Source organism: Eremococcus coleocola DSM 15696, from assembly GCF_000428865.1.
Taxonomy (GTDB): Bacteria; Bacillota; Bacilli; order Lactobacillales; family Aerococcaceae; genus Eremococcus; species Eremococcus coleocola.
In genome coordinates this window covers 1-12,947 of sequence record NZ_AUAT01000034.1, presented here as the reverse complement: position 1 = coordinate 12,947, position 12,947 = coordinate 1, and the positions used below count along the sequence as shown (strand labels likewise).

The following is a 12,947-nucleotide window of genomic DNA, read 5'->3' as shown; positions in this document are numbered from 1 at the left end:
CGAAGAGAATCATTTTTAACATCATCCGAGGATGATGGCCTGGACGCCCTGTGGAAGTAGGTTTAGGAAATTCACTATCAGGGATTGAATCAACGAATAAGCTAATGAAACGGGCATCGTGATTTTTAGCGATATCAAAATCTAAATTTAATACTAAAGAACAATCAGATGTGTTATAATGTTTATACATGAAAGCCACTCCTTTAAATGTATTTGTGCTTATTTACATTATATCATGTGAGTGCTTTCATGTTTACTAAAATAATAAAAAAAGGTCATTATCACGATTGCGATAATGGCCTTGTCTTTTTATGGACTGGACTTTTTGCCCAGCCTCTTTTTTGATGATAATTTTGAATTAGGCTCCGTAATAAAGGTTTTGGGATTGGAATTCGGCTTCAGAGGTAACCATAATGCCGAGAGAGCGGAAGGTTTCTTCGTCTGAATGCGATAAAATCACGGTTGAATGGGCTTGTAAATTACGGAGATGGTTAAGTTGTTGACAGGCCGCATCAGCTGAAGGATTTGTGACGGCTGAGATACTTAGGGCAATTAGAATTTCCTTACAATCTAAGGATTGATGGCGGTGGTTTAAGACATCTTGATTGAGTTTGTCAATGGTTTCTAAGATGATAGGGGGTAATAGATGCATTTTATCTGAAATATTGGCTAATAGTTTGGTAGCATTCAAAAGACAGGCAGCCGCAGCTGTCATCACCTTGCTTTGCTTACCAGTGATAAGTCTACCATCGGCTAATTCAATCGCAACAACAGGTAAATTTTCTTGCTCAGATTTGGCCAGGGCTGCAGCTACACACGGTCGGTTTTTACCTGACAATCCCATTTCATCCATGATATATTTGCCCCGTTGTGTCGCTTCTAAGCTACCAATGCCTCGTTTGTAGTCAGCTTGAAGGGTATAATAACGGCGAATAATTTCTTGCTTAGCTGCTTCTTGGACCACTGCATCATCAGTGATGGCAAAGCCAACTTGGTTGACACCCATATCAGTTGGGGATTGGTAAGAAGTGGCTTGGTCTTGATTAATCTTTGTCAAAATTCGTTTAAGGAGTGGGAAAGCCTCGATGTCACGGTTATAGTTGACGGTGTATTTACCATAGGTTTCCAAATGGAAGGGGTCAATCATATTAACATCTTCTAAGTCAGCGGTTGCTGATTCATAGGCCACATTGACGGGATGCTTCAAAGGTAAATTCCAAACGGGGAAGGTTTCAAATTTGGCGTAGCCGGCACGACGGCCTAATTTAGTTTCATGATAAAGTTGGCTGAGGCAGGTTGCTAGTTTACCAGAATTAGCCCCTGGTGCTGTGACCACCACCAGTGGTTTAGTTGTTTCGATGTAGGTGTTTTGCCCGTACCCTTGTTCTGAGACAATCGTATCTACGTCCATTGGATAGCCTTCGGTATGGCCATGGGTATAGACCTTAAGTCCACGGCGTTCAAGTTTATTTTTAAACTGGACCGCTGAGGGTTGACCTGTAAACCGGGTAATTAAGACAGAATTAATTTGTAGGTCCCAATGACGGAGATCATCGATTAAACGAAGGACATCCCGGTCATAAGTAATGCCGAAATCTCCCCGAACCTTGTTTTGTTCGATGTCACCTGCATAGACACAGATAATGATTTCGGCTTGTTCTTTTAGTTTATAAAGTAATTTAACTTTGCCATCGGGGTCAAAACCAGGTAGCACCCGCATGGCGTGGAAGTCACCAATGAGTTTGCCTCCGAATTCAAGGTATAATTTATCAAATTGGTTGACGCGTTCAAGAATATAACGACTTTGTAACTCTAGATATTTTTCACTGTCGAAACCTTTTTTCATCGAATTTACCTCCTAAAATTTCTGCCAATAAACATCATTCAAGCCATAATTATACGGCAAGTAATTTTTAAAAATCAAGTTATATCCTAAAGAATTAAAGAGAAATTTCTTTAGTTGGGAAATGTTACTTTTCTAGTTAAAAAAAGTAAACATGAGTAAGAAGTCCAGCCCTAGTACTAATAAATTTGATAATAGATTGACCAAGTTATTAGTCATCCAAGGATAGCCTCGGATTAAGTGGCGGTCAGGCCCGGGACTTTCATAGAGGACTTGAGTCTGGTCATCCTGGTAAATTGCTTGTAAGAATTGTCCCATTAGAGAGTCAATGATAGAACAAAGGCAGCCTGATAGAAAAATTAAAAGAAAGGCTGAAAAAGAAATGCCGAAATTGGTTAAAAGACCAGCTAAGCTAGCAATATAAAAGGCTCCACCTAAACTTGCCAGGTTACCAAGGATCGAAACACCTCCTGATAAACCGGGAGCCACTTCTTGGCCACCGACTAGGTATAATGGCGACTTAGAACTTAAAATTCCAATTTCTGAGGCCCAAGTATCTGCTGAAGAATTAGCAATCGAAGCGGCCATTAAGACCCACCAGAGTGGGTTGCCTTGATAATAATAACCAGCTAAACAGCCTAAACCTAGGATAGAATTAGCTAAGACTTGTTTGGCAGACCGGCCCTTACTGACTTCAGTTTGGGTCAGGCTATTATCATCGTGATTTAAGGCTAGGGTTTTCTTTACTAAGCTAATTATGATGGAAGCTCCAAAAAAGAAAATAAGAAGAAACCAAGCGGGCCAACCCCCAAAAAGAACATAAAGATAGCCCACAATCGAAGCCGTTATGGCACCCAAACCGGTTAATTTCCGATTAAGATAGGCTCCGATACTTAAAACTAAATTAATTAAGATTGCTAACATTAAGCTACCTTCTTTCTGAATTTTACTGTCCTTATCTTGCCTTAATTATGTCAAATAAACAAGTCTCTCTTTAATGAGAAAAGTTACTTGTATATCCTTTTTGCCATTACCTGTCTTTTTGACAAGCCTATTAAATTATAATAAAATAAATAAGCTTTTAGAAAATTTTTTAAAGGAGTATAAAAATTGGGATAGCGCCAGGCCTTTGATAATAAAAAGGTGACGAGGATTGAGCTTATCGAAAGATTCGGCGGATGGCTCAGGGTTGTGCGACCCTTAGGATGAGTGAAAAAAGTAAGTGTGAGCTTATAACAGAGACTCGTTTAAGCACCTAGAAGCGATAAACTATTATCGTGAAAAGAGGAACTAAATTATGTGTGGAATTGTCGGATTTATTGGTCAAGGTAGTGTCCAAGAAACCCTAGTCGAAGGCTTACAAAAGTTAGAATACCGTGGTTATGATTCAGCTGGAATTTTTGTATTAAATGATCCAAATGATGGTTATTTAGTCAAACAAGCTGGTCGGATTAAGGAATTACGCGAAGCCGTTGATTTTGATAAACCTGCTAAAGTAGGCATCGGCCATACGCGTTGGGCAACTCATGGGGAAGCGAATGTAACGAATGCTCATCCCCATCTTTCCCAAGATAACCGCTATGCTTTGGTTCATAATGGTGTGATTGAAAACTTTAAAGAAATTAAAGAAGAAGATCTAGCTGGGGTTCAATTCAAAACTCAAACCGACACCGAAGTTGTGGTGGCTTTAATTGCTAAATATGCTCAAGAAGGTTTATCAACCATAGAAGCCTTCCATAAAGCTTTAAAACGGATTGAAGGTTCTTATGCGTTTGCTTTAATTGATGAAGCAGATCCTGAAACCTTATATACGGCTAAGAATAAGAGCCCAATGTTAGTTGGTTTGGGGCAAGATTTTAATGTGGTTGCTTCAGATGCTATGGCTACCATCCAATTAACTCATGATTATCTTGAAATTAAAGATAAAGAAGTGGTGATTGTAACCCAAGACAAGGTGATTATTGAAGACCAAGATGGTAAGCAAGTGGACCGGGCACCGTTTAAAGCTGAAATTGATGCCAATGATTTGGATAAGGGTGCTTATCCTTACTATATGATTAAAGAGATCGATGAACAACCGGCAGTGATACGCCGCTTGATTCAAACCTATAAAAATGATCAAGGTCAATTTGAAGTGCCGGCAGACTTAATCGCAGCTATGCAGCAAGCTAGCAACCTTCATATTGTAGCTTGTGGAACCTCTGCCCATGCCGGCTGGGTTGGTAAGACCTTATTTGAAAGCATGGTTGGTATACCTACCATGGTTCATACGGCTTCAGAATTTGCTTATCATCAACCTTTATTAGGTGACAAACCCTTCTTTATCTTCTTGACCCAATCGGGCGAAACAGCAGACAGTCGTCAAGCCTTAGTCAAAGTGAATGAAAAAGGTTATCCATCCTTAACAATTACTAATGTGAAGGGGTCAACCTTATCCCGGGAAGCAAGCTACACCTTATTATTGCATGCTGGACCTGAAATTGCCGTGGCTTCAACCAAAGCCTATACTGCTCAAATTACGGTTATGGCAATTTTAGCGGATGTCCTATCTAATCATGACTATGGTTTTGATATGGGCCATGAGTTATCGATCATTGCGACCGCTATGGAAAGTATTTTGTCAGAAAAGGACACCATTAAAGCTTGGGTTGATGCCAACTTAATGGCAACCCGCAATGCCTTCTATATTGGCCGTCATCTAGACTACTATGTCAGCATGGAAGCCGCCCTCAAATTGAAAGAAATTTCTTATGTGCAAACCGAAGCCTTTGCTTCCGGTGAATTGAAACATGGTACCATTGCCTTGGTGGAATCAGGAACGCCGGTCATTGCCGTTGTGTCTGATCCTACAACGGCAAGCCATACCCGGGGAAATGTAGAAGAGGTTAAGGCGCGGGGCGCTAATGCTATGGTCATTGCCACCCAAGACTTAGCTAAAGAAGGAGATCAATTTGTGGTACCGTCTATTCAAGCTGAATTATCTCCATTAGCAACTGTTGTAGTCACTCAATTAATTGCCTACTATACCGCTTTGGGTCGCGGCTTGGATGTGGATAAGCCACGGAACTTGGCCAAGAGTGTGACCGTCGAATAGGCCTAAATTATTCAATTGTTTATAAAACCATCATTTCCTCATAGATTTGATGGTTTTTTTGTTTTAATATAGCGTTAAGAAAAATAGAATCCTGAAAGGAAATATATGCGCACGATATTTACCAATTTATTCTTATCCATATTAGTTTGGGTCAGCCTTGGCTTAGTATTTTACTTTCTTTATCCGAATTTAGCGATATGGTTAGTCAGTTTACCTATTTTAATCCTATTTGAAACTGCGGTTCTTTCCGTATTAGATCTTTTTTATGATCAGTTTAAGACCAGGGGCCCGCGGCTCATCGCAACAATTTTGCTTGCTATTTTAATAGTACTGTGTTTGTATTTAGTATTAGTCTCTTATTTCTTTTTATCAAATTAAGGCTAGCCTAATTTTTTCTTAAAAACCCTTGTACTTTTTCTTTAAAGGAGTATGATAGGGGGTATATTAAAAAACTATGAGAGGAAGATTCTATGACAATCGATAAAGTACTCCTTTAAAAGTTAGCTAAACAATACCAAGCTGACCCTGTCAATACTGCCCTAGCTGGGGCTGTGGCAAAGGTGGGAATTAATGATGCGGCTTTAAATAACGAAACGATTAAGAAACATTCATTTGTATTTTCTGACGAAACCGAACGAGGCAAAATTACCAACCAAAAATCGTCTGGTCGTTGCTGGATGTTTGCGGCTTTAAATACTGCCCGGGTAGATACCATGGCTAAATTAAATCTAGAAACTTTTGAATTTTCACAAAACTATACCTTGTTCTGGGATAAGCTTGAAAAAGCCAATTATTTCTTAGATTCAATTATTGAAACTGTAGATGAATCTCTATCAGGTCGTTTAGTCCAACATTTATTAATGGCGCCATTACAAGATGGTGGCCAATGGGATATGTTTGCGGGTATCTTAAAGAAATATGGTGCGGTACCAAAAGCAGTGATGCCAGAAACCTTCCATTCTTCAAATACCAACGTTTTAGTTTCTCTTTTAACGGGTAAACTCCGCGAATTCGCTAAGACCCTTCGTGACGCCCACCAAGCAGGCCAAAGTAAAGCAGACCTTGAAGCTCTTAAAGAAGATATGTTAGCTTATGTCTATAATGTCTTAACTAAGGCTTTAGGCCAAGTGCCAGAAACATTTACATATGAGTTCCGTGACAAGGACAAAAAATTCCACCGGATTGAAGATATTACCCCTCAAGACTTCTTTAAAGAGTATGTGGCTTGGGACTTAGATGACCGCATTTCTCTAATTAATGCTCCAACTTCAGATAAGCCTTTTGGTAAGGCTTATACTGTGAAATACCTAGGAACGATTAAAGAAGCCAAGGAAATTCGTTATATCAATGTGCCAATGGAAGAATTAAAAGGTGCTGCCATTAAAGCTATTCAAGCTGGACATCCAGTTTGGTTTGGTTGTGATGTGGGTAAATTATCGGAACGTCAAAAAGGAATTATGGACTTAGATATCTATAATTATGACCAAGTAATTGGTGGCTATGATCACTTAGACAAGGCTGGTCGGTTAGACTATGGTCAATCGCTATTAACTCACGCCATGGTATTAGTCGGAGTCGATCTTGATGCCGATGGCAATGCGATTAACTGGAAAGTTGAAAATTCTTGGGGTGAAAAAGTCGGAGACAAAGGTATCTTCTCTATGTCCGATGCTTGGATGGATGAATTCACTTATCAAATCGCGGTACCAAGTGAATTTGTCAGTCCAGACTATCTAAAAGCTCTCAATGAAGATGTGATTGAATTAGAACCTTGGGATCCAATGGGGGCCTTAGCTATGGTCAAGTAAACTTGACTTAGCGCAAACGCTCTATAAATTCTTGTAAAAAATAGTGTAGACTCTTAAAATAAAGGGTGTACACTATTTTTTTAGTATAGAAAGAAGAGTATTATGGAAAACTATCATTATCCAGGAACAGATATTCAAACGTCACGCTTAGCCTTAGGTTGTATGCGGATGGCAGGTAAATCGGTAGCGGAAGCTCAGGCAGTGATTGAGGCCGCATTAGCGGTAGGTATTAATTACTTTGACCATGCTGATATTTACGGCAGGGGCCAATCAGAAGAACGTTTTGCTCAAGCCTTCAAACAAACTAATTGTGACCGAGAACAAATTTATCTTCAATCTAAAGTTGGCATCCGGCCTAAAGAAGGCATGTTTGATTTTTCTAAAGACTATATTCTTAAATCGGTCGATGGTATCCTTAGACGTCTTGAGACAGACTATTTAGATGCCTTATTATTGCACCGCCCCGATAGCTTGATGGAACCTGAGGAAGTTGCTGAAGCCTTCCAAACTTTAAAGGATTCCGGTAAAGTTCGTTATTTTGGGGTGTCCAACCAAAGTGTGGGCCAAATGAAATTATTACAAGCAGCGACTGAGATCCCCCTAGTTTTTAATCAATTACAATTTGGACCAGCCCATACCTTGATGCTCGATGCGGGCTTCAATTTTAATATGCCAAATGACCTTGGAAGCAACCGGACCGCAGATATTTTAGAATATTGTCGGCTTCATCAAATTACCATCCAAACCTGGTCTCCTTTCCAGGTTGATTTAGAACAAGGACTCTTTATGAAACATCCTGATTACCAAGAATTAACCAAGGAAATCCAGGAAAAAGCAGACCAATACCAAGTTTCATTTGAAGGGATGGTTATGGCTTGGATTCTTCGTCATCCTGCCAAGATGCAACCGATTGTAGGAACCATGACACCCGAACGAATTAGACATAGTGCTGAGGGACTAAATGTAGACTTAAGCCGGAAAGACTGGTATGAAATCTATCGAGCTGGGGGTAGACCCTTGCCATAGGCTTAGAAAAAAATAAAAAAGCATGGACTTGGATTTTGCCAAGCCCATGCTTTTTTAATAGTTAAAATTAGAAATGAATTTTGAAAAGAATAACTAAAGCCACTATGATAAAGCCAATACCGGTAAAGATAGTTGAAGCAAGCTCTGGACGTTTGGCTTCCCGTCCTTTGAAACTTTTTCCTTCAAAATGGTTCCAGCCATGTTTGGGGAATATTATTAAATAGCCACCATAAACTAACATTATAATGGCGACGATGGTACCTAACCAATGGAGCATTTAAAGGACCTCCTTTATTGAAATCTGTTTTATATCTTATGCTAATTGTATAAAATGTCAAGAAATTTTTAAAGTGAGATCCATTATTTTAAGATGAGAATCAACAAAAAATTATTTATATTTTGCTTCTAATTTAGCCATCCAAGCACCTATTCCAATTCCTAGAATGAGCATTAAAAGGCAAAGACCATATTGAAGCCAACCGAAACCAGAATAGTTGGTAGGAACAATTAAGAGGGTAGAGGCAGCAACAATTCCAACCACAAAGTGGAAGAATTTGGTATAGTGTTTCACGAAAATGGCCTTGATGACTTTGGATAAGAGGGCTAGGGTCAGAATCATACCTAAGAGAATTGGGAGGACTACACTGAGATTAAGCGTTTTAAAGCCATCAGCCATGGCTTGGTAGAGCCCCATTATCACGATAAAGTTGGACGGGCTGAGTCCGGGAATAAGGGTGCCTAGGGAAATAAGAAAACCACAAAGGGTCCAAGTGAGAAAATTGGCTGGGACAGCTCCTTGAATTTGTTGGGTGGATAGACCAATGATAGCAAGTCCGCCAATAAAGGCTGCAACCATTAAGAGGACATCGGATTTATTCCGGCCTTCTTTCCCAGCTTCCTCCCAGAGAGCGGGGGCTGTGCCCAGAATGGCCCCAATAAAGAACCAGAGGATAATTGTTTCATAGTTTCCTAGGAGGAAGGACACACCCCAAGACAAGATCACAATACTGAGGAGGGCGCCTATAGCAACTGGAAGAAAGAAGCGAATATTTTTTTTGAAATTTTTGCGGATATCCGCTAAAAAATGGATTAATCGTTCGTAAATTCCGAAGATAGCAGCAAGGGCTCCACCTGATACGCCAGGGATGATAAAGCCAGAACCGACAAACATGCCCTTGACGACCCGGAACCACCAGGATTCTTGGGATTGGTTAAGATTAATTTCAGCCATAGAGACCTCCTAAAAATACGGTAATGAGATTTTTCTAAAAATTAATATAATCAAAGTTATTTCTAGCTTAAGTAAAATCAATATGATAAGCAAAGAATTCGCTTGTTGACAAACGTAAGTTAGAAAGAGTATACGCCTATTTAATTAAAGTGTAATGGGCCTTAGGTTGGATTTTATAACTTTTTATTCATTTTTGGTGAGTCTTTGATCCATTGAATAAAAATATCACTAGCGGTCCCAGTCCGTTCGGCTTGGGTGTGACCTAGCCCCCAAACTGTGTCGGTTCCTTTTAAGAGCCCGGCCATGGTTGCATCAAAATGGGAGGGCTGAAAGTTTGTTGGTTATCCGCACTGGGCTTTTCCACATTGGTTAATCCAATTTGATAATAGACATCGTCATCACTATTTTAGAGCCATTGGACTTATCGACTTTGCTTAAGGCTGTTTGAATGTCTGACTCACTGGTGCTTTGTTTCTGACTTTCTTGGGCAGTCACAGAGACAGGTGAGAATTCAATGAGGACGGGGATTAGACTTAGGTTAAGGGCTAAGCTAGTATAGACGATATATTTTGACACTTGTTTAAGTTGTATTTTTTTCATAAGTAATTCACCAATTTCTTAGTTGATGAAAGTAGTATAGCTAGCGAAACTAAACTATACTAAAAAGGTAGAAATAAGTGATTACTTCAAAAATTATCCATTTAGTATCAATATTATGGTATATTAAACTTACTCACAAAATAGATAAAGGAGCGATTGTATGGCCTTTCAACTTTATTATTCAGATGTGTGTCCAGATACACCGGCATTTGTAGAAAAATTAAAAGAGCTACAAGTAGATTATCAAGCCTTCAATATTAATGAATCAATTCCAAATTTAAAATCTTTCTTAAACCATTGCGACCATGAGGCTGCCTTCCAAGCTCGTAAGAACTTAGGCCAAGTCGGGGTGCCAGCACTCCAAGTATCTGAAACTGATTTCTTGTTTACTATTGATGAATTAAATACTTATTTTGGAGGTGACACTCATGTGTCAACATCACAAGATTAATGGAGATTCTGTAGAGGCACTCATGAATGATGCGCGTGACGTCTTAAAGAATGCCTATGTCCCTTATTCGCATTTCCCAGTAGGAGCCAGTCTTTTAATGAAGGATGGTAAAGTCATTACTGGGGTTAATGTAGAAAATGTTTCTTTCGGAGCGACTAATTGTGCCGAACGATCTGCCATCTTTACGGCTATTTCCCAGGGTTATAAAAAGGGCGATATCAAAGCTATTGCAGTTGCGGGGGAAACAGAGGATTATTTACCACCTTGTGCCATTTGCCGTCAAGTCATGGTAGAATTCTGTGAACCTGATACACCCGTCTATTTAACCCGGCATGATCAAAGTATCCATGAAACCTCAGTAAGTGGATTAGTTCCTTATGCTTTTGAAAAATTAGATATGTAATTTTTTCATAATAAGCATATCAAGTGCCAGGTACTCAGGTCTTTGTTATAATAAGGATAAGATAAAATTAGGAGGAATTATTTATGGCACAAACATTATTACATGCATGTATTCGCGTCCATGACTTAGAAGCAAGTAAGAAGTTTTATATGGATTTATTTGATTTCGAAATTTCACGGGAAAAAGATTATCCAGAAGATAAGTTCACTTTAGTTTATTTAGTGGTACCAGGTAGTCCTTTTGAAATTGAATTGACTTATAATTATGATGCGGATCCATACGAAATTGGAAATGGTTTCTCTCACTTGGCTTTAGGTGTGGATGATTTAGAAGCGGTCTATGAAAAAGCCAAAGCATCTGAATACAAGACCACTGAATTAAAATCATTATCCGGTTCAAGTAATTCTTACTTCTTTATCACTGATCCAGATGGGTACCGTTTAGAAGTAATGGCGAATAAATAAACCTTATTAAGTCAATGACTTCAAGGGGTTAGCAAATCATTTAATTAAATAAGGGGCAGAAAAGAGGCAACTTAAAACAAGTTGTTTAACTTTTCTGCTTCTTTTTGTTTTAACGTATCTGAAACGTGGGTGTATATTTTTAGAGTTGTTTTAGGGTCTGAATGACCCACACGATTCATGGTGTACTTTAAACTGACTCCATTCTGTGCCAGGAGTGATATATGGGTGTGGCGCAACATGTGGGTTGAATAATGCGGATTAATGTCAGGGAGTGTACTAGCTAAGTATGTATAGGTGATTGGTCCGTTTAATTTACTAGTAAAGATGAAACTAGCATCGTCACCAAACAATAAATGATTTGTTTGAATCCGTTGGCGGAATATGTCATCGATGCGGTCGGAACTTTCAATTGTCCGATTAAAGAATTTATTCTTTACCACCGATACACGATTTGTCCTTCGTTCAATCGATTTATTGGTGCGAATTTGGTTTGGACCAGTATCATTTATCAACCAATCTAATTCCGTGAGAGCTCTTACCTCGCCGATACGCATTCCGGTCAACAACTGCACTTCCAAAGCCATGGCATAGGTTTCATTCAGATTAGCATAGATTGAGTTTAAGAATGGCTGTATTTCTTCCGGTTCAAGGTATTTAATTCTATCAGATGGTTTACCTTGCTTTAGCTTAATTTTATCAAGACGGATATTATTTTGGTTATGATAGGTGTAATCAACATAATCAAGAACACTATTAAGGAAAGCTTTAAAATTTATTTTTGTTAGTTTAGTGAGACCTTTATCAATTTGAACTCCGTCAACTAAACGTTGGAAGTCAACAAGTGTCATTTTAGTTAGCAAATACTCGCTCTCTGGTGTATTTTTAACGTGTCTGTTATAGAAGAAGCAACGGGCCTTAGAACGTCAAATTAGTCAGAATAAAGAGCGGTTGCATATGGCTAAAGAGTTAGGTGACCGAGAGTTAATCGATAAATATAAGCTAAAAGGTAAAACTTTAGAAATGGCCATGAAAGACCATCTTAATAAAAACGATTTCTTGGTTCGTTTGAAGGAACGGGAGAAGTTATTCAAAGATATTGAATCGATTGCAAGTACCAGAAAGTGGATGGAAGCTGATTTCAAAGAGCGGTATAATAGCTTTAACGATAAGTTGACTGAAAAGATAACTGAAGATCAGTTTAAGGATTTAACTTCACATGATCTAAATAGAATTAAAGAGGTTATGTTGAATAATGAAGAGCTTGGTAATCGGTTAAAATTAAAAGAGTTTAAGCAAAAAGAACATATTTATGGTACTGAAGAGTATAACAACAGGAATAATGGACAAAGTTATTTTAAAGATATAACTGAAAGAAAACTCTATAATTATATGCTGAAAAATATGGATATGAAGAAGATATATCAAAAGTATCAATTTATTAATACTGATGGTATTAACGGTGTTCACATTCTGCCGAGTGGGCAAAATATTAATTCTAATCAAATAAAAATGCATCAAAGCAAAGGTGGGATACATGGTGTTCCAAATGCTAAAAAGAGGTGAATGTAATGGTGAAAGCTGCAAACTTTGATACATGGGAGAATAGAGAAAAAATTATAAAGCTCTATATGCGTGATGGAAGTATAGAAACTGGGGTTTTCCTGGGATTTGACCCAATTGAAGACAATGATGAAGGTGACGGATTTATCTTGGATGTTGACGGCGATACGACAGTAGGTCGATTGATTACTGAAGATAGAGTTGAGCGAGTGGAATTCTTATAGGAGGCGTGCCCCATGGCAAACGATGATTATTTTGTGGTTGTATTTAAGCTACTAAATTATTTTTATCAGAAAATGAAAGCAGGAGAATCAATCAATCAAAATGACCTCACGCCAGCAAAATTGGGGATTAATCTTCCGTATTTAATGGATATATATAGAAATTTGTTTGAAGATGGATATTTAACTGGTTCATATGTAGAATCTGATTATGATGGTTTGGAAGAGATTCATGACTTAAGTGTA

At 38.5% G+C, this 12,947-nt stretch carries 15 protein-coding genes and 3 pseudogenes; 10 read left to right on the top strand and 8 right to left on the bottom strand.

Features of this window, described 5'->3' with window-relative positions; translation table 11 throughout:
• From G396_RS0108015 to G396_RS0108005, 3 genes are all read right to left on the bottom strand, one after another.
• Positions 1-190 (bottom strand): transposase (locus G396_RS0108015; protein WP_028125648.1); only part of this gene is annotated, 190 nt, incomplete at its 3' end.
• A 168-nt stretch (positions 191-358) separates the two neighbouring features.
• Positions 359-1,846 (bottom strand): DUF1846 domain-containing protein, encoded by a 1,488-nt coding sequence (locus tag G396_RS0108010; RefSeq protein ID WP_028125647.1) that lies wholly within the window; start codon positions 1,844-1,846, stop codon positions 359-361.
• Between the two features lie 132 nt (positions 1,847-1,978).
• The gene (locus G396_RS0108005) at positions 1,979-2,767 is read right to left on the bottom strand and encodes a DUF92 domain-containing protein (protein ID WP_028125646.1); all 789 of its coding nucleotides are present in this window, start codon (positions 2,765-2,767) and stop codon (positions 1,979-1,981) included.
• A gap of 373 nt (positions 2,768-3,140) precedes the next feature.
• Between G396_RS0108005 and glmS the strand changes: the two genes are divergently transcribed.
• The 3 genes and pseudogenes from glmS (at position 3,141) to G396_RS0107990 (ending at position 7,771) form a co-directional block, all read left to right on the top strand.
• On the top strand, positions 3,141-4,937 hold the full coding sequence (gene glmS / locus G396_RS0108000) for a glutamine--fructose-6-phosphate transaminase (isomerizing) (protein ID WP_028125645.1): 1,797 nt from the start codon (positions 3,141-3,143) through the stop codon (positions 4,935-4,937).
• Between the two features lie 470 nt (positions 4,938-5,407).
• A pseudogene (locus tag G396_RS10565) lies at positions 5,408-6,745 on the top strand (C1 family peptidase).
• A gap of 102 nt (positions 6,746-6,847) precedes the next feature.
• Complete coding sequence (locus G396_RS0107990; protein ID WP_028125644.1) at positions 6,848-7,771, top strand: aldo/keto reductase; 924 nt, start codon at positions 6,848-6,850, stop codon at positions 7,769-7,771.
• A 67-nt stretch (positions 7,772-7,838) separates the two neighbouring features.
• Here the strand turns inward: G396_RS0107990 and G396_RS0107985 are convergent, their stop codons facing one another.
• From G396_RS0107985 to G396_RS0107970, 4 genes are all read right to left on the bottom strand, one after another.
• Complete coding sequence (locus G396_RS0107985; protein ID WP_028125643.1) at positions 7,839-8,048, bottom strand: DUF6199 family natural product biosynthesis protein; 210 nt, start codon at positions 8,046-8,048, stop codon at positions 7,839-7,841.
• Positions 8,049-8,159: 111 nt separating this feature from the next.
• A complete protein-coding gene (locus G396_RS0107980; RefSeq protein ID WP_006418712.1) occupies positions 8,160-9,002 on the bottom strand; it encodes a DUF368 domain-containing protein in 843 nt (280 codons plus the stop codon).
• A 173-nt stretch (positions 9,003-9,175) separates the two neighbouring features.
• On the bottom strand, positions 9,176-9,307 hold the full coding sequence (locus tag G396_RS11975) for a hypothetical protein (RefSeq protein ID WP_282705436.1): 132 nt from the start codon (positions 9,305-9,307) through the stop codon (positions 9,176-9,178).
• A 64-nt stretch (positions 9,308-9,371) separates the two neighbouring features.
• Positions 9,372-9,602, bottom strand: a complete 231-nt coding sequence (locus tag G396_RS0107970; protein ID WP_028125642.1) for a hypothetical protein — start codon at positions 9,600-9,602, stop codon at positions 9,372-9,374.
• 160 nt (positions 9,603-9,762) lie between these two features.
• Here G396_RS0107970 and G396_RS0107965 point away from each other — a divergent pair, with 160 nt between their 5' ends.
• From G396_RS0107965 to gloA, 3 genes are all read left to right on the top strand, one after another.
• The gene (locus G396_RS0107965) at positions 9,763-10,053 is read left to right on the top strand and encodes a hypothetical protein (RefSeq protein WP_028125641.1); all 291 of its coding nucleotides are present in this window, start codon (positions 9,763-9,765) and stop codon (positions 10,051-10,053) included.
• Between the two features lie 22 nt (positions 10,054-10,075).
• Positions 10,076-10,456 (top strand): cytidine deaminase, encoded by a 381-nt coding sequence (locus tag G396_RS0107960; protein ID WP_006418662.1) that lies wholly within the window; start codon positions 10,076-10,078, stop codon positions 10,454-10,456.
• Between the two features lie 83 nt (positions 10,457-10,539).
• Positions 10,540-10,920 carry a lactoylglutathione lyase gene (gene gloA, locus G396_RS0107955; RefSeq protein WP_006418639.1) on the top strand — a complete coding sequence of 127 codons (381 nt, stop codon included), beginning with the start codon at positions 10,540-10,542 and terminating at the stop codon, positions 10,918-10,920.
• Between the two features lie 71 nt (positions 10,921-10,991).
• Here the strand turns inward: gloA and G396_RS10560 are convergent, their stop codons facing one another.
• Positions 10,992-11,768 (bottom strand): site-specific integrase, encoded by a 777-nt coding sequence (locus G396_RS10560; RefSeq protein WP_162139971.1) that lies wholly within the window; start codon positions 11,766-11,768, stop codon positions 10,992-10,994.
• A 64-nt stretch (positions 11,769-11,832) separates the two neighbouring features.
• On the opposite strand from G396_RS10560, the pseudogene G396_RS12155 reads away from it, so the two are divergent.
• The 4 genes and pseudogenes from G396_RS12155 to G396_RS0107935 all read left to right on the top strand — a co-directional run.
• Positions 11,833-11,952: pseudogene (locus G396_RS12155) on the top strand (hypothetical protein); the annotation flags it as partial.
• Positions 11,941-12,483 carry a polymorphic toxin type 50 domain-containing protein gene (locus tag G396_RS0107945; protein WP_428829644.1) on the top strand — a complete coding sequence of 181 codons (543 nt, stop codon included), beginning with the start codon at positions 11,941-11,943 and terminating at the stop codon, positions 12,481-12,483. The pseudogene G396_RS12155 and the gene G396_RS0107945, both read left to right, overlap by 12 nt.
• 65 nt (positions 12,484-12,548) lie before the next feature.
• Positions 12,549-12,704, top strand: a complete 156-nt coding sequence (locus G396_RS0107940) for a hypothetical protein (protein ID WP_248623922.1) — start codon at positions 12,549-12,551, stop codon at positions 12,702-12,704.
• Positions 12,705-12,716: 12 nt separating this feature from the next.
• Positions 12,717-12,947, top strand: a pseudogene (locus G396_RS0107935) (YjcQ family protein); the annotation flags it as partial.

Coding starts and splice junctions, on each gene's coding strand:
- G396_RS0108010 (WP_028125647.1), bottom strand. CDS start 1,846: ATGAAAAAAGGTTTCGACAGTGAAAAATATCTAGAGTTACAAAGTCGT.
- G396_RS0108005 (WP_028125646.1), bottom strand. CDS start 2,767: ATGTTAGCAATCTTAATTAATTTAGTTTTAAGTATCGGAGCCTATCTT.
- glmS (WP_028125645.1), top strand. CDS start 3,141: ATGTGTGGAATTGTCGGATTTATTGGTCAAGGTAGTGTCCAAGAAACC.
- G396_RS0107990 (WP_028125644.1), top strand. CDS start 6,848: ATGGAAAACTATCATTATCCAGGAACAGATATTCAAACGTCACGCTTA.
- G396_RS0107985 (WP_028125643.1), bottom strand. CDS start 8,048: ATGCTCCATTGGTTAGGTACCATCGTCGCCATTATAATGTTAGTTTAT.
- G396_RS0107980 (WP_006418712.1), bottom strand. CDS start 9,002: ATGGCTGAAATTAATCTTAACCAATCCCAAGAATCCTGGTGGTTCCGG.
- G396_RS11975 (WP_282705436.1), bottom strand. CDS start 9,307: ATGGCCGGGCTCTTAAAAGGAACCGACACAGTTTGGGGGCTAGGTCAC.
- G396_RS0107970 (WP_028125642.1), bottom strand. CDS start 9,602: ATGAAAAAAATACAACTTAAACAAGTGTCAAAATATATCGTCTATACT.
- G396_RS0107965 (WP_028125641.1), top strand. CDS start 9,763: ATGGCCTTTCAACTTTATTATTCAGATGTGTGTCCAGATACACCGGCA.
- G396_RS0107960 (WP_006418662.1), top strand. CDS start 10,076: ATGAATGATGCGCGTGACGTCTTAAAGAATGCCTATGTCCCTTATTCG.
- gloA (WP_006418639.1), top strand. CDS start 10,540: ATGGCACAAACATTATTACATGCATGTATTCGCGTCCATGACTTAGAA.
- G396_RS10560 (WP_162139971.1), bottom strand. CDS start 11,768: ATGACACTTGTTGACTTCCAACGTTTAGTTGACGGAGTTCAAATTGAT.
- G396_RS0107945 (WP_428829644.1), top strand. CDS start 11,941: ATGGCCATGAAAGACCATCTTAATAAAAACGATTTCTTGGTTCGTTTG.
- G396_RS0107940 (WP_248623922.1), top strand. CDS start 12,549: ATGCGTGATGGAAGTATAGAAACTGGGGTTTTCCTGGGATTTGACCCA.